The 21100-nt window shown below is 37.6% G+C and carries 24 protein-coding genes and 1 pseudogene; 21 read left to right on the top strand and 4 right to left on the bottom strand.

Annotation, left to right across the window (positions count from 1 at the left end):
- From V3I05_RS05525 to V3I05_RS05475, 10 genes and pseudogenes are all read left to right on the top strand, one after another.
- Window positions 1-384 (top strand): PhzF family phenazine biosynthesis protein, encoded by a 384-nt coding sequence (locus V3I05_RS05525; RefSeq protein ID WP_300447149.1) that lies wholly within the window; start codon window positions 1-3, stop codon window positions 382-384.
- Window positions 333-782 (top strand): PhzF family phenazine biosynthesis protein, encoded by a 450-nt coding sequence (locus tag V3I05_RS05520; RefSeq protein ID WP_300450516.1) that lies wholly within the window; start codon window positions 333-335, stop codon window positions 780-782. The genes V3I05_RS05525 and V3I05_RS05520 overlap by 52 nt, the downstream gene beginning before the upstream one ends.
- A 22-nt stretch (window positions 783-804) precedes the next feature.
- The gene (locus V3I05_RS05515) at window positions 805-2088 is read left to right on the top strand and encodes an NTP/NDP exchange transporter (RefSeq protein WP_343352901.1); all 1284 of its coding nucleotides are present in this window, start codon (window positions 805-807) and stop codon (window positions 2086-2088) included.
- 125 nt (window positions 2089-2213) lie between these two features.
- Complete coding sequence (locus V3I05_RS05510) at window positions 2214-2765, top strand: YceI family protein (protein ID WP_295700211.1); 552 nt, start codon at window positions 2214-2216, stop codon at window positions 2763-2765.
- A 291-nt stretch (window positions 2766-3056) separates the two neighbouring features.
- A pseudogene (locus V3I05_RS10655) lies at window positions 3057-3453 on the top strand (aldo/keto reductase).
- Window positions 3454-3533: 80 nt separating this feature from the next.
- A complete protein-coding gene (locus V3I05_RS05495) occupies window positions 3534-3755 on the top strand; it encodes an aldo/keto reductase (RefSeq protein WP_343354254.1) in 222 nt (73 codons plus the stop codon).
- A 177-nt stretch (window positions 3756-3932) separates the two neighbouring features.
- Window positions 3933-4367 (top strand): GlcG/HbpS family heme-binding protein, encoded by a 435-nt coding sequence (locus V3I05_RS05490; RefSeq protein WP_343352899.1) that lies wholly within the window; start codon window positions 3933-3935, stop codon window positions 4365-4367.
- 194 nt (window positions 4368-4561) lie between these two features.
- A complete protein-coding gene (locus V3I05_RS05485; protein ID WP_300447142.1) occupies window positions 4562-4852 on the top strand; it encodes a hypothetical protein in 291 nt (96 codons plus the stop codon).
- Window positions 4853-5077: 225 nt separating this feature from the next.
- Window positions 5078-5563: an NAD(P)H-dependent oxidoreductase gene (locus V3I05_RS05480; RefSeq protein WP_343354253.1), complete on the top strand. Its 486-nt coding sequence runs from the start codon at window positions 5078-5080 to the stop codon at window positions 5561-5563.
- A 169-nt stretch (window positions 5564-5732) separates the two neighbouring features.
- Entirely contained in the window at window positions 5733-6215 is a 483-nt protein-coding gene (locus V3I05_RS05475) for a flavodoxin (RefSeq protein WP_289688018.1), read from the top strand.
- Between the two features lie 122 nt (window positions 6216-6337).
- Here V3I05_RS05475 and V3I05_RS05470 read toward each other — a convergent pair whose 3' ends face one another.
- Window positions 6338-6643: a hypothetical protein gene (locus tag V3I05_RS05470; RefSeq protein ID WP_289688017.1), complete on the bottom strand. Its 306-nt coding sequence runs from the start codon at window positions 6641-6643 to the stop codon at window positions 6338-6340.
- Between the two features lie 199 nt (window positions 6644-6842).
- Here V3I05_RS05470 and V3I05_RS05465 point away from each other — a divergent pair, with 199 nt between their 5' ends.
- The 7 genes from V3I05_RS05465 to V3I05_RS05435 all read left to right on the top strand — a co-directional run bounded on the left by V3I05_RS05465 (window position 6843) and on the right by V3I05_RS05435 (window position 13004).
- A complete protein-coding gene (locus tag V3I05_RS05465) occupies window positions 6843-7967 on the top strand; it encodes an aldo/keto reductase (RefSeq protein ID WP_300447141.1) in 1125 nt (374 codons plus the stop codon).
- A gap of 425 nt (window positions 7968-8392) precedes the next feature.
- Entirely contained in the window at window positions 8393-8521 is a 129-nt protein-coding gene (locus V3I05_RS05460; protein WP_300450508.1) for a hypothetical protein, read from the top strand.
- Window positions 8518-9432, top strand: a complete 915-nt coding sequence (locus V3I05_RS05455) for a hypothetical protein (protein WP_343352898.1) — start codon at window positions 8518-8520, stop codon at window positions 9430-9432. The genes V3I05_RS05460 and V3I05_RS05455 overlap by 4 nt, the downstream gene beginning before the upstream one ends.
- 66 nt (window positions 9433-9498) lie before the next feature.
- Window positions 9499-9969, top strand: coding sequence for a hypothetical protein (locus tag V3I05_RS05450; RefSeq protein ID WP_343352897.1), 471 nt, complete (start codon window positions 9499-9501; stop codon window positions 9967-9969).
- Window positions 9966-10898, top strand: coding sequence for a DNA adenine methylase (locus V3I05_RS05445; protein ID WP_300447129.1), 933 nt, complete (start codon window positions 9966-9968; stop codon window positions 10896-10898). The genes V3I05_RS05450 and V3I05_RS05445 overlap by 4 nt, the downstream gene beginning before the upstream one ends.
- Window positions 10899-11972, top strand: a complete 1074-nt coding sequence (locus V3I05_RS05440; protein ID WP_300447127.1) for a DNA adenine methylase — start codon at window positions 10899-10901, stop codon at window positions 11970-11972.
- A gap of 72 nt (window positions 11973-12044) precedes the next feature.
- Entirely contained in the window at window positions 12045-13004 is a 960-nt protein-coding gene (locus V3I05_RS05435; protein ID WP_295700230.1) for an aldo/keto reductase, read from the top strand.
- Window positions 13005-13094: 90 nt separating this feature from the next.
- On the opposite strand, the gene V3I05_RS05430 is transcribed toward V3I05_RS05435, so the two are convergent.
- The 3 genes from V3I05_RS05430 to dnaE are packed head-to-tail and all read right to left on the bottom strand — an operon-like array spanning window position 13095 to window position 17126.
- The gene (locus V3I05_RS05430; protein WP_300447125.1) at window positions 13095-13307 is read right to left on the bottom strand and encodes an META domain-containing protein; all 213 of its coding nucleotides are present in this window, start codon (window positions 13305-13307) and stop codon (window positions 13095-13097) included.
- A 53-nt stretch (window positions 13308-13360) separates the two neighbouring features.
- The gene (locus V3I05_RS05425) at window positions 13361-13483 is read right to left on the bottom strand and encodes a hypothetical protein (RefSeq protein ID WP_295700235.1); all 123 of its coding nucleotides are present in this window, start codon (window positions 13481-13483) and stop codon (window positions 13361-13363) included.
- The gene (gene dnaE, locus V3I05_RS05420) at window positions 13470-17126 is read right to left on the bottom strand and encodes a DNA polymerase III subunit alpha (protein WP_300450502.1); all 3657 of its coding nucleotides are present in this window, start codon (window positions 17124-17126) and stop codon (window positions 13470-13472) included. The genes V3I05_RS05425 and dnaE overlap by 14 nt, the downstream gene beginning before the upstream one ends.
- A gap of 258 nt (window positions 17127-17384) precedes the next feature.
- Here dnaE and V3I05_RS05415 point away from each other — a divergent pair, with 258 nt between their 5' ends.
- Genes V3I05_RS05415 through V3I05_RS05400 form a run of 4 tightly spaced genes read left to right on the top strand, consistent with a single transcriptional unit; the run spans window position 17385 to window position 20794 of the window.
- Window positions 17385-18413 carry a methionine ABC transporter ATP-binding protein gene (locus V3I05_RS05415; RefSeq protein WP_295700241.1) on the top strand — a complete coding sequence of 343 codons (1029 nt, stop codon included), beginning with the start codon at window positions 17385-17387 and terminating at the stop codon, window positions 18411-18413.
- Window positions 18406-19116, top strand: coding sequence for a methionine ABC transporter permease (locus tag V3I05_RS05410; RefSeq protein WP_300447120.1), 711 nt, complete (start codon window positions 18406-18408; stop codon window positions 19114-19116). Before V3I05_RS05415 ends, V3I05_RS05410 begins: the two co-directional genes overlap by 8 nt.
- Before the next feature lie 20 nt (window positions 19117-19136).
- Window positions 19137-19982 carry a MetQ/NlpA family ABC transporter substrate-binding protein gene (locus V3I05_RS05405; protein ID WP_300450500.1) on the top strand — a complete coding sequence of 282 codons (846 nt, stop codon included), beginning with the start codon at window positions 19137-19139 and terminating at the stop codon, window positions 19980-19982.
- A gap of 2 nt (window positions 19983-19984) precedes the next feature.
- A complete protein-coding gene (locus tag V3I05_RS05400; RefSeq protein WP_343352892.1) occupies window positions 19985-20794 on the top strand; it encodes a MetQ/NlpA family ABC transporter substrate-binding protein in 810 nt (269 codons plus the stop codon).
- Window positions 20795-21100: the final 306 nt, after the last annotated feature.

Below are 21100 nucleotides of genomic sequence, written 5' to 3'. Positions count from 1 at the left end.
ATGCGTTGTTATATAGTTGATGCCTTTAGTGATACGCCATTTTGTGGGAATCCTGCAGCCATTTGTGTGCTAGAGGATTTCTTAGAAGATACACTTATGCAAAAGATAGCCATTGAGCATAATCTATCAGAAACGGCATTTATTGTTAAGCAAGACAGCGGAGATTGTGCTCTGCGTTGGTTTACACCTGCTAAAGAGATTGATTTATGCGGACACGCTACTTTGGCAAGTGCATTTGTGGTGATGAATATTATAGAATCTCATGCTAAAGCAGTCCATTTTCATACAAAAAGCGGGATTTTAAAGGTTATAAAAATGGTTCCTTGTTTGAAATGGATTTTCCTAGTTTTCAACTCACGCCTATTAGCGTTACACAAGAGATGAGTGAGGCGATTGGCTATATGCCACAAAAGGCATATTTGGGGCGGGATTCAGTTTGTATTTTAGATGAAAATCAAGTGATAAATGCTACCCCTGATATAGCAAAGGTTAAGCATTTGCAAGGTGAATTGCTGCATATTACAAGCAAGGGTAGCAAATATGATATTGTTAGCCGCTCCTTTGCACCAAAGCACGGCGTGGCAGAAGACCCTGTATGTGGAAGTGGGCATTGTCATCTTGTGCCGCTGTGGAGCGAGATTCTTAATAGGGCAAAAATCACTGCCTACCAAGCTTCAAAACGTGGTGGGGTGCTGTATTGTGAATATCAAAAAGAGCGGGTAAAACTCGCAGGTAAGGCGTATTTGTATTCGATTAATGATATACAAAATCTCTCATCATAATGCAAGACAAAAGGATTAACTAATGAAAAATATTGTGTATAAAATCCTCTCGCTTAAACCTAATGAATGGAAGATTCTAATATGTGCGACTTTGTTTATATTCATACTCTTTGCAAGTTATGCGGCCTTGCGTCCTATACGCGATACGCTAGGGATTCACAACGCAGAGGAACATCTCAAATGGCTGTTTTTAGGGACTTTTATCGCTACAATATGTGCCTCACTTTTTGCTATGTTTTTAAGCGGAAGTATGAATCGAAAGCGTTATGTGGATATAATTTTTAGCTTCTTTGCGCTGAATCTGCTAGGGTTTTTTATCGCTCTGCTTGTGCTTGATGAGGAGAGTAGGGGCTTTACATATTTGAGCTGGATTTTTTATATTTGGGTGAGTGTGTTTAATCTCTTTATTATCTCAAGTGCGTGGAGTTTGCTTGCTGATGTATTTAGCAAAGAGCGGAGTAAAAGGCTTTTTGGCATTATCTCTACTGGGGCGAGTTTGGGGAGCATTCTAGGGAGTTTAGGCGTTAGCATTTTAAGCAAATATATTAGCATTCATCATTTTATTTTTGTTGCTTTGTCTTTGCTACTTTTGGCAATCCTTGTAGAGAAGCTATTGCTTAGAGAATCTTATCATCTCCTAAACGATGAGGCACAAAAGCAGGATTTTTGTGCGAGGTTTGAAAACCCCATAGGCTCTAAAAATCCTTTTAGTGGCATTGCTATTATCCTTAAAAGCAAATATCTCTTAGCCTTTGTGGGCTTTATTTTGCTGCTGACAAGCGTCTCTACTTTTTTATATATGGAGCAAGCGCGTATCATCAAAGCACTTTTCCCTACCAAAGAAGCGCGAATGGCTGCCTTTGCGAATATTGACTTCATCGTGCAAACTCTAAGCTTTATTATCCAAATCTTTTTTACGGCAAAAATCGTTGAATGTTTGGGCTTAAAATGGCTTTTATCTATGCTTGGCTTTGTGATTAGCATAGGTTTTATTATCTTGGCTTTCACACACCCTGCGTTTTTGCCTTTCATCATTGTGATGTGTATAAGGAGAGTGGGTGAATATGCCTTAGTCAAGCCCGGGCGCGAAATGCTCTTTGTGCCACTTGATTCTAATGCTAAGTATAAAGTAAAAAACTTTTTAGACACGGTGGTGTATCGTGGCGGCGATGCACTCTCCGCACAGATTGAGGGGGCTTTGGTAAAAATAAGTGTGAGTGCAGTGCTTTTATGCGGGGCAATTATTTCTTTTGTGTGGGGATTATTGGGGCTTTTCTTGGCAAAAAAATATGATGAGAGCCAATGAGAGGAGATTACTAGGGGGCTGCATTTTGATGTTTTGCCCCAAAATATAAAATCCTGTAATATTTATACTCAATTTGTCTTACAAAGATAGAATCAAAACTTCAACAAAATTTTTAAGGAGAATTTATGAGAAAAATAGCATTTTGTGCGGCAGTTGGATTACTATGTGGCTCTTGGCTTATGGCGACAGAATATGTGGTCGATGCGAGTCACTCATCAGTGGATTTTAGCGTGAAGCATATGTCTGTGAGCAATGTCAAAGGAAGCTTCAATAAGTTTAGAGGGGCACTTGAGATCGATGGTAAAACTATCAAGGCACTTAATGGTGAAGTGCAAATCGCTTCTATCAATACCAATAGCGATAAGCGCGATAAACACTTGAATGCTGATGACTTCTTTGATTCTAAAAAGTTTCCTACAGCTACATTGACACTTGTAAAACATAATGGCAAAAAGCTTGATGCAAATATCACTATGAGGGGTATAACTAAGCAAGTAACCTTTAATGTAGAATTAAATGGTCCTGTGAAACACCCAAAAACAAACAAAGACATAGTGGCACTTACATTAGAAGGCAAACTCAATCGTAAAGATTTTGGCATTGGCACCAATACAGGCAATGCTATGGTAAGCGATAATGTCAATATAAAAATCGAGCTAGAAGCAGAACAAAAATAATTTTGCCTCATCATTTTTTACAAGATTCTCTAATTAAGGGAATCTTACCTCCCTTACTCCCTAAAATATTCAAACACATATCATTGTTATAAGCAAATGCTTCATTCTTATCATTGCAAGCACCTACCGCTTACACTTTGATTCACAAAGCTTGCAGCTGTATTATACAAACTCATCAGCTTCTATTCACACATTTGTAGGCACCAAAACCTCCATTATCTATTCTTAAAGCCACCATAGCGTGGTTTCTCCTTTTCCACCTGTATTAATCAAGCGCAACTTGGCAAACAAATGCAAGATTCTAGCAAAAAGGCGATTTTTAGAGCCATTGATGGAAATTTAAGAAGACTACAAAGCGATTATATCGATATTTATATCCAGCACAGAGTGGATACAGATACGCCTATTGAGGAAGTTACACAGACTATGAGTAAGCTTATCAAAATGGAAAAAATTCGCGGCTGGGGCTTGAGCGGAGCAGCGGCAAACCATACAAAGAGCACATAAAATCCGCCATTTAAGCGTGGTGCAAAGCCAATATTCTATGGCGTTTAGAGAGCTAGAATCTAATGGAGTGCTTGATATATACCAAAAGCTCAATATCGCATTTGTGGCGTATTCTCCGCTTGATAGAGGCTTTTTGACAAGGCTACGGATATCGGAGCGATTTTCCACGTCTTGGCCCTGAACTTTAGAGGCAAATCAAGAGGTGATTACATTTATCAAAAATGTGGCAGATTCTAAAAGTGTGATGAGAAAAAGGCGAGTATCGCGCAAATTTTACTCGCGTGGCTGCTCTCACAAAGAAACTTCATCATTCCCATACCAGAAACGACTAAAATACGGCGTTTGGGTGAGAATCTTAATGCCTCGCTGATTAGCTTTAGTAAGGCTGAGCTTGATGAAATCAATGCAAATTTAAGCAAAATAACTATCGTAGGTGAGCGATACGCACCCGGTAGCGATGCGACTAAAAGCGTGGGGTTGTGAGATGCCTACCAACAAGCCCATTAATATGTAGCAAAAGAAACTGCTTGAGCTAGAATCTTGCAAGCAGGAAGGGGGTTGTGAAAAGTCAAAGTTTTATTGCAAAATGTGTATTGACAAATTGTTTTTTTTTTTTTTTGATAGAGTAAATTTTATATTTCACATAATAAGGAAAAACTAATGAAGCTAAATGATGAAATATGCGAATTTTTACGCACAAAGGCAGGAGAAGAAGTGGCAAAACTTGGCATTGATATAAGCTTTGCTGTGGTTGATGAAAGCGGAATTTTGAAGCTTTTTCAAAGATTTGGCGAGGCACTCTTAATCAGTGTGAATCTCGTGCTTAAAAAGGCTTACACAGCTGTGATTACGCGTTCAAAGACAAAAGATGTCGCCGCTTGGGCAAAGGAGGGCGGTGCTTTGATGGGTATACATACCACAAGCAAGCAGATTTGTTTAGTCGCAGGGGGCTATCCGCTTTTTGCAGGGGAAAGGCTTATTGGCGGCATAGGCGTTGGCGGAGGAAGCGAGGCTGAAGATTTACAAATCGCAGAAGCCCTGCTAGAAGCCTTTAAGGAACGTTATGGAAACTCAATTGACAGGATAAATTTTTGATTGCAATCTTTGCACGATTCAATATTTTCACTCAAATAATAGGTTTTCAGGCACATTGGATATCAGCTAGAGATTTAAAGGAAGTAATCAATGAAATTTCTCATCTCTTTGCTACGTTAAGCACGATAGGCTTTTTATAGTCGCTTTGAGCGGGGTTATGCTATTTTTCACTTTGATTTTGGCGGGGCGGAATTTTGCATAGATGGCTGGGATTAGCGATGATTATTGCTGTGATTTTGCATATTTGGGTGAATTTTAACGCTTTGAAAAAATATTTTCACAAAAAGCAAATTTTAATGGTAATTTTAGCTTTTGCATTAAGCCTAACCGTTGTTTTGACATTGCTTCAAATCCTAACAAAGAGCTTTTTTTGGCAATTCGCACAATCAAATTTAAATGACATTTTAAAACTTTTGCAAACAAACCAACGAGCATTTTTTCATATTTTATTACCCACAATCATTTCATTTTTACGCCCGATATGAGCTTTGTTGAGTTTATAAAGGCAAATGAACTTGATGAAGATGAAGTAATCAAAGTGATTTTGACAAAATAATATAATCTTTCCCCTTGACAAACACCTAGTGTCAGGCTTTATAATGTTTCTTTGTAAATCTAAAAAGGAGTAAAAATGAAAAATATTGTCCTGCTTTTGCTGCTATGTAGCAGCATTTTGTTTGCAGTAGAAGCGAGGGTAAAAAACCCTTGTAATCGTCTCGCACCCCTACCCTGAAAGCTCATTTTTCATTAAAGCCTTAGAAAGTGCAGCAAGGAGCGTGAAAAATGTAGAAGTGCGTAATCTTGAAAGCCTCTATGGTTTTGATACAAGGGCGATTGATGGGACAAAAGAGCGGCAAATTACGCGTGAATTTCAAAGAATCGTCTTTTTATTTTCTACGCATTGGTTTAATATCACGCCGATGATGAAAGCTTATTTGAACGAAACTTGGAGTAGTGTGGGACCTGACTTGTGGAAGGGCAAAGAAATGCTTGTTGTCTCAACCGCAGGAGGCGAGGCAAGCACCTATGGCAAAAATGGCAGAGTGGGCATAGAATTAAAGGATATTTTTGTTTCGATGAAAGCAAGTGCGGATCACGCTGGAATGACCTACCTCGAGCCTCTTGTGTTTCAAGGAATAAGCCGCAGTGCAATCAAAAACTATCAAAATGCTTTGATTCAAAGATTGAGCGAGTGAAATAGCAGAGCTCTACGCCTATGTAATTTGCAAAAAGAGGCTGACTCCATAAATGATAGCAAAGTGGATTGCCGCGAAAGCGCTGCGGACTTTCTCGCAATGACAAATCCTAATATCATCGCAAACATTCGCAAGGAATATAAAGCAATCCATACCAAAAGGAACAACGATGAAAGATTTAGTCGCTTATTTCTCTGCCACAGGCATCACCAAAGATATAGCCAAAACCCTTGCAGATGTCGCAAATGCCGATATTTACGAGATACTGCCAAAAGAACCTTATAGTGTGGCGGATTTGGATTGGAATGATGAAAATTCTCGCACCAGCAAAGAATGCAAGGATAAATCCTCACGCCCTAAAATCGCCCAAAGTATCGACATATCGCCTTATGGACGGATTTTTGTGGGCTTTCCTATTTGGTGGTATCACGCACCCCATATCATCAATACCTTTTTAGAATCTCATAATTTTCACTCTAAAATCATCATTCCCTTTTGCACGAGCGGAGGCAGTGAGCTTGAAACCTGTATGAAATTTTTAAAAGATTCCGCTCCAAAAGCGGTGTTTCAACAGGACAAAAAATTTGATTTTGGCAGCAGCAGAGGCAGTATAAGAAAATGGCTTGAGAGTTTGGAACAAGACAAGAAATAAGGTTATTTCCAAGCCTTGCGTGAAGCAATTATTGTTTATCAAATGAATGTATTAAATCATTCATATATTGTATTGAGATAGGATTTCATAAAGGGCTTGAATATTATTTTTTGAAAAAATTTTTATTTCAATGTATTCGGTAAAATCGATGAATGTTTATCATTATCAATAGTCTTAAAATTTCCTATAAAATATCTTTTTATATTTTTATTTTCTAAATAAAGTTGAATCATCTTACAATTTTCCAATAAAGTTATTTCAAAAAACGTTTTATGCCCGCTTTTGCTGTATTCAATAAAATGTGTATTATCTAATATTTCAATGTTCATTATATCACTTCGCCAATGATAATTTTGAAAATCAGCCACCCTATTAAAAACATCTTTGATATAATGATTGATGATTTGATTTATATGTGATTTTGTCATCAGTTTTTTTTAACCTTTTAGTAGATTCTGTGATTGCAAAAGACTTTAAGTGATGCCTACATAAACTCCTCAATCTATATTCTAACAATTCTAATTCTAATTTATGATCAATTTGAAATTTAACCCCTTGACAAACACCAAGTGTCAGGGCTTATAATACCTTTTGCTTTAAAGTAAGATTCTATAACAAGGGAGCAATATGCCACATCGTAGAGAGTTTTTAAAGACTACAAGTTTGCTAGGTATCGTGCTTGGGCTACATACTAGCAGTATTTTCAGCACACTTTTTGGGATAGATTCTAAGCATATCACTATGCCAAAACGCACACTTGGCATAGGAACTTATGCCTTTGAAGTATCCACCCTTGCCTTTGGTTGTATGGGGCTCAATTATCATCGCAGCGTCCGCTTAAGCGAAAAAGCAGCTCTAAATTTGCTAGAATCCGCCCTTGATAGTGGCATTACACTCTTTGATACCGCACAAGTCTATGGACCCGATACAAATGAAATCTTGGTGGGCAAATTGCTTAAATCCTACAAAAAAGACAAGATTTTCATCAGCACAAAATTTGGCTTTGGCAAAGATATAAGTGTGCTTGATAGCAGCCCAAAACGCATAAAAGAGGTGGTAGAGCAAAGTCTTAAAAGACTACATTTAGAGCAGATTCCCTTGCTGTATCAGCACCGCTTTGACCCAAAAACACCCATTGAAGAAGTGGCAACTTGCGTAAAGGATTTAATCAAAGAGGGTAAGGTAGCGCGATTTGGCGTGTGTGAACTAAGTGCTGCGACTATTGAAAAAGCTCATCAAATCTGCCCTATTACCGCCGTGCAGAGCGAATATCATTTGATGTGGCGCAATGTAGAAAGCGAGCTTTTCCCTACATTAGAGCGGCTTGGCATTGGCTTTGTGGCTTACTCACCATTAAATCGCGGTTATCTTAGTGGCAAACTCAATGCAGATTCTACATTTGACCCAAAAAATGACAATCGCGTGAATTTCCCTAGATTCCAACCTGAAGCAATGAGGGCAAATTACAAAATCATAGAGCTTTTACAAGCATTTGGCAAGGGTAAAAATCCAGCTGCCAAAGATGGTAACGCCACTCCTGCTCAAATCGCCCTAGCCTATCTACTCGCTAAAAAGCCTTACATCGTGCCACTTTTTGGAACGACCAAAGAAGCGCATCTACAAGAAAATTTGAGCGCTTTAAATATAACATTGAGTGCAAATGATTTAAAAGAGCTTGATTCTAAACTTGATACAATCACTATTGTAGGCGATCGCTACCCACCCGAACAAGCCAAGAGGGTGGGACACTAAAGCCTACAATGTAAAATTATCATAGCTTATCATAAAATACAGCATACCAAAGGGAATGCAAAAATAAGCATTATGTAATTTTTCAAATAAAAAGGTAAAAATAAAGTGGGGGCATAAGCACCAAGCCAAAAAGCAGTAAATACGCTGATGTTATGCCGCTACAATGCAAAAACCAAGTCGCATAATACATACTTAACGCTATCAGGGTGATAAAAAAATAAGCGCAAACTTGTATTGCTATTTTTGTAAGCAAGATGAAACTTGTTGCAACTAGACTTCCTAAAATAGATTCTAACATAGTAAGCCAAGCTTGAGGGCTGCTATTTGAAGCAATTATGTCATTAGCAGGAGGGAATGCAATCTACACGATATGAGGTAAAAGCTACAAAACATATAACCCACAGCCAAGGAGTGAAAAGCCAAATGTGGGGACAAAAATTTCATCACAACACCCTACAATACTTCATTGTAGGATTATAGCCGATACAAACAATCTGCATAATCAAATTATTTCTTGTGTGATACAATGCCATAAACACAAGGAGAGGCTTTGAATCTTTACATACTCACAGAAGAGCGACCAAAAATTGAGGTTTTAGAGATAATCATCAAGCAATTTTTAAAAGATAAAAATTTTTGTGCGTTTTTGGATAATTTAAGAATCTTGCCAATCATTAAGGATTCTACATTTAGCTTTTCTTATGAATTAATCGGTGTGCGAAGTGAGCAGATTGATAAAATTTACTTAGAAATTGTGAGCGGGAAAAGTAGCTTTGTAGATTATATGGTGTTTTTTCAAAATCATAAGCCTACACAAGATGATAAGCCATTTTATCTTATAGAGGAAACAAAAACTGATGATAGCGAAAGTAGAAATACAGGAGTTTATCAAAGAATTTCTAAATTTGTTTATGCGGAGACTTTTTATCCTAATGCTAAAAAAATTATGCTCTATAACATAAGAGTAAAGCAAAAAGAAAAACCTACCCAAACTTCTATCTTTGGAACGAGAATTTTAAGGACTTTGGGCGTAGAAATTCTAGGAAAAGACCTTAAAGAAAATGATGAAATTTTAAAGCCCTTTTCAAGCATTAAAGAATTAATTGTATTTAAATCTCAAATGCGAAAAGCTCCAAAAGGTAATGTGCCAATTACCATAACGATAGACGATAGGGAATTTAAAGTCGATGGCTTACCAAGCGATGATATATCAGTTTATACCCCTACAAATAAAATACTAATTTCAGCAAGACTCGTAAAAAGTGGCAGATTAGCTCACGACCCAAATATTGGTGCGGTAAGTGGTATAGCTGGGGCATTAAGAAAATTAGGATTTAAAGGCGATATTGAAATCATATCACACGGATTAAATCAAAATCAAATAGGAAACAAGAATAAATTTATAAAAATTGCAAATTTATTAAATCTTTCTTTGCAAAAGCTTACAATCCCACAAATAGAGTAAGAAAAAGCATATTGGCACTATGAAAAAGAAAGTGAAAAACTTGGAACTATTTTTATTCATTTATTGGTGGAAAATTTTTCAAGTGGAAAGGCTATTTTTGAAAATCACGCAGGATGTGAAAAGGGATATTTTATTACAAGAGATAATCAAAGTATAGCTTTGCAAAAATATGAAAACAAGGAACTTTACAAAAGTGGGAATAAAAATGCCATAGTTTTTATCCCCGATTTAATTTTGCTTGATCTGCAGCATTTAGAAATTATTAATATTGAGGGCAAGACATATGAAAATCGCTATCAAGGCATAGAAAAACTAAAAAATTATGATTTTATAGAAAAAGAATATATTAAAAAATATTATAAAGAATTTAAAATTATTCGCTCTGTCGTGCTTTATGGAGGATATGAAGAAAAAATTATAGAGCTTGAAATTGGCTTTTTGCTCAATAAAAAAGGTCAAATAATTTTAGGTATAAAAGCACCTAAAATTTTTCGTTTTGCCCTTAAAAATTTGCTTGATTTTTGGAAAAAGCAATGACTAAACCCTTAACTAAACAACTTTGTTTCCTCAAATCCCCCTTAAACTACATAGGTGGAAAATATAAAATCCTCTCTCAAATCCTGCCTTTGTTTCCAAGTAAAAGTGATATATTTTTAGATTTATTTTGCGGGGGTTGCAATGTGGCTATTAATGTTAATAGTAAGCTCAATAATACTTCAAAGCTCCCTCAAGCTGATAAAATTATATGCAATGATAATTTAATTTATCTTATTGATTTCTATCAATTTTTACAAAAAGAAAATACAGAATCTATTTTAGAGCAAATTCATTTGACTATCAAACAATATGATTTAACTTTGCAAAATATTCAAGGATACAATGCCTTAAAAGTTGATTATAATCATAACAAATCACCGCTTTTACTCTTTGTGCTTATCGCCTTTTCTTTTAATCATCAAATCCGTTTTAATAATGCTCATCACTTCAATACTCCTTTTGGTAAAAATCGCTCTAGCTTTAATGAAAAAATGAAAAATAATTTAATAGCTTTTTCTAAGGCTTTAAAAACAAAAAATATTAGCTTTTTAAAGCTTGATTTTTTGGAAGCTTTAAAGGCTGTAAAACTTACTCAAAATAGCTTTGTCTATGCTGACCCTCCTTATCTCATCACGCAAGGGGTTTATAATGATGGCAAAAGGGGCTTTAGTGGCTGGAATAAGGTTTTAGAATCAAGTCTTTTAAATGCCTTAAATATCTTAGATTCTAAGGGTATAAAATTTGCCCTTTCTAATGTGCTTTATCATAAGGGCAAGGAACATACAATCTTGCAAAATTGGCTTAAGCAAAGTCCGCATTTGTATACGCATTATGTAAATTTTTCTTATAAAAATTGTAATTACCAAAGCAAAAGAGCAGATTCTCAAGAAGTGCTGATTACAAATTATAATCCACTCAAAGTTATGTGAATGCGATTTATTGGTAATAAAGAATCTTTAGCTCCTCAAATTTTTACTCTTTTGCAAAAGTATAAGGTCATTGATAGCCAAAAAACACAAAGTTTTTTTGATCTTTTTAGTGGCAGTGCAAGTATGGCAAAATTCTTTAAAAAACAAGGCTTTCAAATTTATAGCAATGACATACTTTATTTTTCTTACTGCCTACAAAGAGCCTATATACAAAACAATGAAATACCACAATTTAATGGCTTAAAAAAACTTATAAATTCCACTAATACTACCAACTCACTTTTTCAAAGCCATTATCAAAAAGTGCTTTTATTTTTAGATTCTATTCCCATACAAAAAGGCTTTATTTATAATCATTATGCACCAAATGCGACAAAAGATTTAAAAATTCCTAGAATGTATTTTAGTGATAAAAATGCAGCAAAAATTGATGCGATTCGCTTACAAATTGAAGCTTGGAAAAATAATAAAGCCATAAATGAAAATGAATATTTTATTTTGTTAGCTACTTTGATAGAATCTGTATCTTTTTATGCTAATGTGGCTGGGGTGTATGCGGCTTTTTGCAAAACTTGGGATAAAAGAGCATTAAAAGATTTTAATTTAAAAGAAATAGATATTTTAATAAGCGATAAAAAACATTTTTGCTTTTGTGATGATGGTGTAAAGCTCTTGCAAAATTTACATAAAATATTTGATATACTCTATCTTGACCCACCTTACAATCACCGCCAATATGCTCCAAATTATCACTTAATAGAAACCATTGCAAAATATGATAATCCCAATATTAAAGGCATAGCAGGGCTAAGAGAATGGCAAAATCAAAAAAGTGCCTTCTGTAATGCTAAAAATGCCTTAATAGAGCTTGAAAAAATCATTAAATATAAAAACTATAGAAATCTTGTTTTGAGTTATAATAGTGAGGGCATAATGCAAAAAGAAGCTATTACAGAGCTTTTAAAACCCTTAGGTAATTTGTATTTTGAAAGCATTTTGTATCCTCGTTTTAAAAGCAACAACAAAAAATCTCAAAAATATATCAATGAATATGTATGGATATTGCAACTTTAATATTCTCCCCCTTGACAAACACTAGGTGTCAGGTTTTATAATTTTACAAACTTTTAACATATAGGAGCAAATATGATACATCGTAGAGATTTTCTCAAAACAGCTTTGGTTGGAGCGGGATTAATGGCTATGCCAAGCTTCCTAAGCGCACAGGCAAAGGCAAAAAATGCTATTTTAAATCAAACTTTTACGCTTAATGATGGAGTGAAGATACCTAAACTTGGGCTTGGCGTGTGGAAAATTGATGATTCTATTATAGAGGGCGTTATCAAAGAAGCCTTTCATATCGGCTATCGGCATATTGACACGGCACAAGCCTATCAAAATGAGCGTGGCGTAGGAGCAGCAGTAAATCAAGCTATCAAAAATGGCTTAAAGCGTGAGGAGATTTTTATCACAAGCAAGGTGAGGGCAGAATATAAAGACAAAAAAAGTGCTACAGATTCTATTGATAAGAGCCTAAAAACGATGAAGCTAGAATACATTGATTTAATGCTTATCCACACTCCACAGCCTTGGAGTGATTTTCGAGGAGGGGACTATTTCAAAGAAAATATTGCCGTTTGGGAGGCTTTAGAAGCTGCTAAAAAAGCGGGGAAAGTACGTAGCATTGGGGTGAGCAATTTTTTACAAAAAGATTTAAAAAATCTTTTTGTAAATACAAGCACAAAACCCTCTGTCAATCAGGTTTTAGCCCATATTGGCAATACACCTTTTGATTTGATAGACTTTTGCAAAAAGCAGGGCATTTACGTAGAAGCCTATTCACCTATCGCGCACGGCGAATTGCTCAAGGATTCTCGCATTGTGAAAATGGCGCAAAAATATCAGGTAAGCCCCGCTCAAATTTGTATCCGCTACACTTTAGAGCTAGGGCTCATCTCTTTGCCAAAGAGTAAAACTCCCGCTTACATCGCACAAAATGCAGCGGTGGATTTTAAGATTTCTAAGGCAGATTTAGAGATTCTAAAAAAGCTTGATTTTAAAGGCTATGGGGCATTTTCAACCACACCTGTATTTAGTGGGAAATAATATTTACCTACACACAATGTATGCTTAGCCCTATAGAAGGGCTAGGATTCTACAATAATTATCTGCGAAACACTGCTTTAATTACCCCTTTTACACACTCAACTGCTTGCCACTTGTGTGTACTTCACTCACACCATCGCTGATAAGTCCTATCAAGCTATCCTCAAGCAGCATAATTTCATCAGCACAAAGCATACGTGTCATACCTGTGCTGCTTGTTACTCGCTCATTATTACCCTTTATCTCATAGTTACCAAAGAAATTATTGCACCCAGCATTGCCGTTTAAGTAGATTAGATTCAAATCTAACAAATGCCCGATTTTCAGCTATCTTAATATTTCTTTCACTGCCATTATCAATGAGTGGCTTCCAAATACCAAGTGCGTATAATCTGCTCTTGAGGATTTTGCGTATCGCTACAGCCTATCATCAATATACCTAGAATCCATATATACTTTACCTCATCATTGCCACTCAAGCTCCCTAAACACTTCCTTAATGCTTGAATGCACCTTAAGATTACTTACAAATGTATGACCAAAATGATCATCTTTGATTCTCAAATGCAGCTCGTGCTCCCCTTTAAGGCTTTGTGCGTGGGCTTTAAGCTTTTCTAAAATACCATCTTGCACACTTTGGGTATCCACCACCACGCACAGCGGCATACACATATCAACCTGTGCTACGCTCATATCAATAGGAATAATCTCATCTTCACTTTTTTCATCTGTCTTTTTAAAGATTGTTTCCACCTCTTCTTTTTTTGCTTCCCTTAACGTAAGAATTTTTAAGATACGGAAATTTAATCTATCCTCTTTATCCTCCACCTTGCATTTAAGCGCTATTGGCTCTTGTAAATCGATTTTCTCAAGGCTTTCAAGCTGCTTTTCAAACACCATAATCTCCATACTGCCGCCATAATCTAAAAATTCAATACTTCCAAAAGGCTTACCACTTTTTTTACTAATCCTTCGTTTGATAGATAGCACCTTACCCACAAGCATACACGAAGAATCAACTTCAAGATTCTCTAAATCTATACTTTTTACAATGCCCTTAATGCTTTGAATCTGCTCTTTAAAATCATCAAGTGGATGCCCGGACACATAAATCCCCATACATTCATATTCATAATCAAGCAAGGTCTTCACATCATACTCGCCTCTATCTTGAATAGATAAATAAATATTAATCTCCACATCATCACTACTAAACAAAGAGTTATGAATCATATCTTTTGCCTTGTCTTTCTCTCTGCCCTTTTCACAAAGCACATCAATATTTTCAAGCATACTTTTGCGCGAATAGCCTAGATTATCTAACCCGCCAGATTTAATAAGTGGCTCTAGTGAACGTTTAGTAAGCTTTGAAAAATCCACTCGTGCGATAAAATCCTCTAAACTTTTATACGCGCCATTTTTCTCACGCTCCTGTATAATATTTTCAATAGGCGCATCGCCCAAGCCCTTAATCGCACTCAAGCCAAAAATAATTTTTTTCTCCCCTTCAAACTCACCCACACCAAAGTCATTTTCAGAAATATTCACGTGTGGAGGCACGATGTCAATATTAAGGCTTTTGACTTCATCGATGTATTTTGCCACAGATTCTATTTTGCTCGTTTCACTTGTGAGCATTGCTGCCATAAATTCGTGTTCGTAATATGTCTTTAAATAGGCTGTTTGGTAGGTTATCATCGCATACGCCGCAGAATGCGATTTATTAAATCCATATCCGGCAAATTTAACAATAAGCTCCCATAAATCCTCCGCCTTAGCCCTATCATAGCCTTGCTTTTGCGCCCCATCGGCAAATTCTTTTTTGAGTCTTAGCATTTCATCAATCTTCTTTTTTCCCATCGCTCGACGGACTAAATCCGCCCCGCCAAGTGAGAATCCACCGATAGTTTGCACGATTTGCATAACTTGCTCTTGATAGACGATAACACCATAAGTGGGCTTTAGTATCGACTCTAGCGAGTTAAAGGCATAATTGATACTCGCTCTGCCGTGTTTGCGGTCAATAAAATCATCAAGCATACCCGATTCCATAGGACCGGGACGATAGAGGGCAAGCATCGCCACGACATCTTCAAATGTGCTGGGCTTTAGCTTTTTAGCCAACGCTTGCATACCCTCAGATTCTATTTGGAATAGCCCTAGAGTATTACCACTCTGGATACTCTCATAAACCTTAGAATCCTCCATTTCCATAATGCTAAAATCAATCGCCTTGCCATATCGCTTTTTAATAAGCTTAATAGCATCATCAATCACGGTAAGCGTCTTGAGCCCTAGAAAGTCAAATTTAATCAAATCTACCGGCTCAAGCCAATTCATAGAATACTGCGTAGCCACACCATTCATCTTGTCATTGGTATAAAGCGGCACTTTGTTCCATAGCTCCTCTTGTGAATCTATCACAATAGCCGCCGCGTGTGTCCCTGCATTGCGTTTTAATCCCTCTAAAAGCACCGCATAATTCCACACTTGTTTTGCTAAAGCATTACTCTCAACCAACTCCCGAATCTTTGGCTCTTTCTCCCACGCACCATCTTTCTCCTGCCCATCCTTGCCTATATGTTTAGTCAGGGTAATACCAAGCTCATTAGGAATAAGCTTTGCAAACGCATCTGCATCATTATAGGGCATATCAAGCACACGCGCGACATCACGTATCACGCCCTTTGCCAAAAGCGAACCAAAGGTAATGACTTGTGCTACATTATATTTGCCATAGGTATTTGCTACATATTCTATCATCTCACCACGTCTACGTTGGCAGAAGTCCATATCAATATCAGGCATACTCACACGCTCAGGATTCAAAAACCGCTCAAAAAGCAAACCATACTTTAAAGGGTCAATATTAGTAATCTTTAGCGAATACGCCACAAGACTTCCCGCCGCAGAGCCACGCCCGGGACCCACAGGAATGCCATTTTGCTTAGCAAAATTCACAAAATCCCATACAATAAGCATATAGCCCGGGAATTTCATCGTATTAATCACATTGATTTCTTGCTCTAGACGCTCTTTATACTGCGTATGCAAATTTTCAGGGATATGCTCTAGACGCTCATCTAGCCCCTGCCTACATTTATAAGCAAAATACGCCGCATCATCAATAGATCCTAAAGGGCAATTGAGTATTTGGGGGAGATTTTCTTTTAAAGCATAATCTTGCGTGTTTTTAAAGGTAGGCGGCGTAGCGGGGGTATTAGATAATAGCACTTCCCCTGTATGCTTATTTCTAATCTCTATATTTTTAAGATTTAGCTCTAAGCGGCATTTTTGCGCGATTTCTTGTGTGTTTGCAATCACTTCAGGTATATCGCAAAAGAGCCTTTGCATTTGCTCGGGCGATTTGATATAAAATTCTTTCACAGAATGCTTGAGCCTATCTTTGTCATTGAGCGTTTTTCCCATTGCCACGCACATAGCAATTTCCTGTGCGCTTGAATCTTCTTGTAAGGTATAGTGCGTATCATTGGTGGCAATCACCTTTACCCCGCATTCCTTGCTTAGCCTAAGAATCTGCTCATCGATAAAGAACTGATCGGCAATGCCGTGTCGCATAATCTCTAAATAAAAATCATCGCCAAACATATCCTTATATTCTAGCACAGCTTCTTTCGCTACTTCATAGCCTTTCGCGCCATAGCGGACATTACGTGGGTTATTGATATTAAGCTGCCAATTCACCTCTCCTTGCAAACACGCTGAAGAACATACAAGCCCCTCGCTTCGCTCCCTAAGCAATGCCTTATTAATACGTGGATAGTAGTAGAATCCTTGAATAAAAGATTGTGAGCTAAGATACATAAGATTCTTATAGCCCACTTCATTTTTCGCAAACAAGCAAAGGTGAAATCGCTGTTTGACATTTTTATCATTCAGCACATCGCCATTATGGATATATGCCTCTATGCCAATGATAGGATTTAGCCCCTCCTCTTTCATTGTTACATAAAAATCAAGTGTGCCAAACATATTGCCGTGGTCAGTTACTGCCACTGAGCTCATACCTAATTCACGGATTTTTTTCGCTAAAATTTTAATCTTATTTGCCCCATCAAGGAGGGAATATTCTGTATGTAAATGTAAATGTGTGAAACTCATCATATATCCTTTTTAAAGCAGCAAAATCCAGATAAGGAATTATAAAACAAACTTTTGTTAGAAACGCTTAAATTGAGAAAGATTCTTTATTTAAGCCTCTCACCCACCAATTAACGTCTAAAGGAATACCTTTTGTACTATGTAAGCAAAATCTATACGCAAAAATATAATCGCCCTGCATAAAGTTTAATTTACATATTGTATTTTAATATTTTGTGATATAATCGAGCTTCTTATGGAAACCGCAAGGAGTGAGATGTGATAAGCCTCAAGGGCATTAGCAAAACCTATCCTAATGGCTTTTGTGCCTTAAAAAATATCGATTTGGAAGTCTCAAAAGGCGATATTATGGGGATAATTGGCTATTCTGGTGCGGGTAAAAGCACACTTATACGTATCATTAATCGCCTTGAAGAGCCTACAAGCGGGGAGTTAAAAATCGATAATATAAATATACTCAAACTCAATCAAAAGCAACTCCAAGCCCAAAGGCAAAAAATTGGTATGATTTTTCAGCATTTTAACTTACTTAGTGCTAAAAATGTGTTTGATAATGTCGCCTTTGCCTTGCGGATTGCCAAATGGGATAAAAAGGCAATTAAACCTCGTGTAGATGAGCTTTTAGAGATGGTAGGCTTAAGCGAGAGAGCTGCATTCTATCCTAGTCAGCTAAGTGGCGGACAAAAGCAGAGGGTAGCCATTGCTAGAGCCTTAGCCAATCACCCTAAAGTGCTACTATGCGATGAGGCAACTTCCGCCCTTGATACAAAAACTACGCGCTCTATCCTTGCGCTTCTAAGGGAGATTCAGCAAAGGCTAGATTTAAGCGTGGTGCTTATCACACATCAAATCGAAGTCGTGCGCGAGATTTGCAATAAAATGTGTGTGATGAGCGATGGGGAAATCGTAGAGCGGGGTAGTGTGAACGAAGTCTTTGCCAAGCCTAAGCACCCTATCACACAGGAGTTAATCGCATTCCTCCCGCAAGATGACAAACATATCATCACTCATTTAAGGGATTTACGCAATGTGTATAGGGTGATTTTTACCGGTGTTTACGCGCAATCTCCACTTATTAGTCAAATGATAAAGCATTTTGATATTGATGTGAATATCCTAAGCGGACATATTGATGAACTTGCTACAGGGGAAGTGGGGCATTTGACACTAAAGATTATTGCCACAGATGATAAAAGAGATAAGGCATTAGCGTGGCTTAAAACGCAAGGCGTGAGTGTCTTTAGCATAGATTCTAATCCGCAGGTGCAAGGAAAGTGCTATGCTTGATTTTTTGAATCTGTGTGAAAAGCATTTTTTGCTTATATTGCGCGATATTTTTAGCGACCCTGTGGCATTTAGCTTAGCAAAAAGCGTGTGTGAAACCATCTATATGGTGGTATTTTCTGTGTTTTTTGCCTGTGTATTTGGGCTGCCTTTGGGCGTGTATTTGAGCGCAATTAAGCCCTCTGGCATTATGGCAAATGCCCTTGTGTATAGAATCTTAAGCGCGATTGTCAATATTGTGCGTTCCTTTCCTTTCATCGTGCTGATATTTTTGCTTTTACCGCTTTCAAAAGCCCTTATTGGCACGAGCATTGGTAGCACGGCGGCGATTATCCCGCTTGTGATTGCAGCTACTCCATTCATCGCACGGCTTTTTGAGGGGGCGTTTGATGAAGTGGATAAAGGCTTGATAGAAGCCACAATGAGTATGGGGGCGAGTAGATTCCGCGTGGTGCTAATGATGATAAGCGAGAGCCTCCCCTCACTGGCAAATGCCATTACCATTACAGCAGTAAGCTTAGTGGGCTTTTCAGCTATGGCTGGTGTGGTGGGTGCTGGAGGGCTAGGAGACTTAGCCTATCGCATAGGATTCCAATCTTTTAAGCCCGATGTATTGACTTATGCGGTGATTTGTATCATTATTTTGGTGCAATGTATCCAAAGCAGCGGGGACTTCATCGTCAAGCGTTTGCGCGCACATCGTTAATCTTAATTCAAAGGAGGAAAATGAGAAAACTAGGCATATTACTTTTAACCATATTGGCATTTATCGGTTGTGGCGATGATAAGGCAGATTCCCATATAGAATCAAATACGCAAACGCAAGACAAGGCAGAACTCACCATTTTAAGAGTGGGTGCTACGCCTGTGCCAGCGGCAGAGATTCTAGAATTTATCAAGCCACAGATGAAAGCGCAAGGTGTGGAAATGCAGATTCAGCAATTTACAGATTATGTCGTGCCTAATGTGTCCTTAGCAGAGGGAAGTAGCGATGCGAATATGTATCAGCATAAGCCCTTTATGGATAAGACAAATGAGCAAAAGGGCTATCATCTCGTGGCTCTAGCACCCATATATATCGTGCCACTAGGATTTTACTCTAATAAGTTTAAGAACATTGATGAGTTTCCACAAGGAGCGACTATCGCTATTCCCGGTGATGCGTCTAATATGGCAAGGGCGTTTATTTTGCTTCACGATAATGGTGTGATAACGCTCAATGACGCGAAAAACCTTAGTGCAAGTGAGCTTGATATTGTAGAGAATCCTAAGGGTTTGGTGTTTAAGCCCTTAGAGGCGGCGGGATTGCCTAAGGTGCTTGATAGTGTCGATGGAGCTGTGATTAACGCAAACTACGCACTTCAGGCGCAAATGAGTATTAAGGAATCGCTTTTTCACGAGAATGATAAAAGCGCGTATGTGAATGTGCTTGTCTCTAGGGAGGACAATCAAAATGATGAGCGCATAGCGGTGCTTAAAAATGCACTTCTAAGCGATGAGACAAGGGCATTTATTCTCTCAAAATACGAAGGGCAAATCCTCCCTGCCGCTCAAGATTCTACAAAGGAGTAAGTATGAAAAAACTAGGCATATTACTTTTAACCATATTGGCATTTATCGGTTGTGGCGATGATAAGGCAGATTCCCATATAGAATCAAATACGCAAAAGGTAACACTCAAAGTGGGTGCTACGCCTGTGCCACACGCGGAGATTTTAGAGTTTATCAAACCGGATTTAGCAGAGGAGGGCATAGACTTGCAAATCGTGGCATTTACTGATTATGTAACACCTAATGCGAGTTTGGATGATGGCTCACTTGATGCAAATTTTCATCAACATAAGCCTTTTTTAGATGCGCTCAAAGCGGATAGAGGGTTTGCATTAGAGCCGATTGCAAATATCCACGTAGAGCCTATTGGCTTGTATTCTACTAAGTTTAAAGATATTGATGAATTGCCTTATAATGCGGTGATTGGCATTCCTAATGACCCAAGCAATGGTGGGAGAGCCTTGCTTTTGCTTGAAGCCCAAGGGCTTATCAAACTTGCAGATTCTAGTAATCTCAACGCCACAGATCTAGATATTATAGAGAATCCTAAGCATTTAAAGATTAAGCCTGTAGATGCAGCACTTTTGCCTCGCACATTGGGCGATGTTGATGCGGCGGTGATCAATGGCAATTACGCGCTTCAAGCAGGGCTAAAGAGCAGTGATGCATTGCTTTTAGAGGGAGCGCAATCGCCCTATGCGAATATCTTAGTCGTGCAAAGTCAAAGGGTTAATGATGAAAACTTGCAAAAGCTCAAAAATGCCTTGCAATCTCAAAAAGTCAAGGATTTTATCAATGAAAAATATCAAGGCGAAATTATTCCTGCCTTTTAATCATTTTAATTAAGAACAGATTCTGTATTGTCCTTGCATTCTCATAATTAATGTAAGGACAATACAATAAGATTTTACCTTCAGCCAGACTCGTAACCCAACTATCCTTATTAATATTAAGAATATAATTTTGATAAAAATATTTTATCTTGATCTTACCACGTACTACTAAGGATTATATATTCTCGGCACGGCCACACTACAATTACCATAAATAAAACCATTGTTGTTATCCAAGAATTATTTGAATCCTCGTTTTTAGCTTTATCCTATATCTCAAAAAATGAGTAAAAATGTATCACTTAA

Source organism: Helicobacter mastomyrinus, assembly GCF_039555295.1.
In the GTDB taxonomy this organism is placed as follows: domain Bacteria; phylum Campylobacterota; class Campylobacteria; order Campylobacterales; family Helicobacteraceae; genus Helicobacter_C; species Helicobacter_C mastomyrinus.
This window is presented reverse-complemented; position numbering and strand designations above follow the sequence as displayed.

Excerpts from the sequence above, each read along its gene's own strand:
- V3I05_RS05525 (WP_300447149.1), top strand. The coding sequence starts at position 1 with ATGCGTTGTTATATAGTTGATGCCTTTAGTGATACGCCATTTTGTGGG.
- V3I05_RS05520 (WP_300450516.1), top strand. The coding sequence starts at position 333 with ATGGATTTTCCTAGTTTTCAACTCACGCCTATTAGCGTTACACAAGAG.
- V3I05_RS05515 (WP_343352901.1), top strand. The coding sequence starts at position 805 with ATGAAAAATATTGTGTATAAAATCCTCTCGCTTAAACCTAATGAATGG.
- V3I05_RS05510 (WP_295700211.1), top strand. The coding sequence starts at position 2,214 with ATGAGAAAAATAGCATTTTGTGCGGCAGTTGGATTACTATGTGGCTCT.
- V3I05_RS05490 (WP_343352899.1), top strand. The coding sequence starts at position 3,933 with ATGAAGCTAAATGATGAAATATGCGAATTTTTACGCACAAAGGCAGGA.
- V3I05_RS05475 (WP_289688018.1), top strand. The coding sequence starts at position 5,733 with ATGAAAGATTTAGTCGCTTATTTCTCTGCCACAGGCATCACCAAAGAT.
- V3I05_RS05470 (WP_289688017.1), bottom strand. The coding sequence starts at position 6,643 with ATGACAAAATCACATATAAATCAAATCATCAATCATTATATCAAAGAT.
- V3I05_RS05465 (WP_300447141.1), top strand. The coding sequence starts at position 6,843 with ATGCCACATCGTAGAGAGTTTTTAAAGACTACAAGTTTGCTAGGTATC.
- V3I05_RS05445 (WP_300447129.1), top strand. The coding sequence starts at position 9,966 with ATGACTAAACCCTTAACTAAACAACTTTGTTTCCTCAAATCCCCCTTA.
- V3I05_RS05440 (WP_300447127.1), top strand. The coding sequence starts at position 10,899 with ATGCGATTTATTGGTAATAAAGAATCTTTAGCTCCTCAAATTTTTACT.
- V3I05_RS05435 (WP_295700230.1), top strand. The coding sequence starts at position 12,045 with ATGATACATCGTAGAGATTTTCTCAAAACAGCTTTGGTTGGAGCGGGA.
- dnaE (WP_300450502.1), bottom strand. The coding sequence starts at position 17,126 with ATGAGTTTCACACATTTACATTTACATACAGAATATTCCCTCCTTGAT.
- V3I05_RS05410 (WP_300447120.1), top strand. The coding sequence starts at position 18,406 with ATGCTTGATTTTTTGAATCTGTGTGAAAAGCATTTTTTGCTTATATTG.
- V3I05_RS05405 (WP_300450500.1), top strand. The coding sequence starts at position 19,137 with ATGAGAAAACTAGGCATATTACTTTTAACCATATTGGCATTTATCGGT.
- V3I05_RS05400 (WP_343352892.1), top strand. The coding sequence starts at position 19,985 with ATGAAAAAACTAGGCATATTACTTTTAACCATATTGGCATTTATCGGT.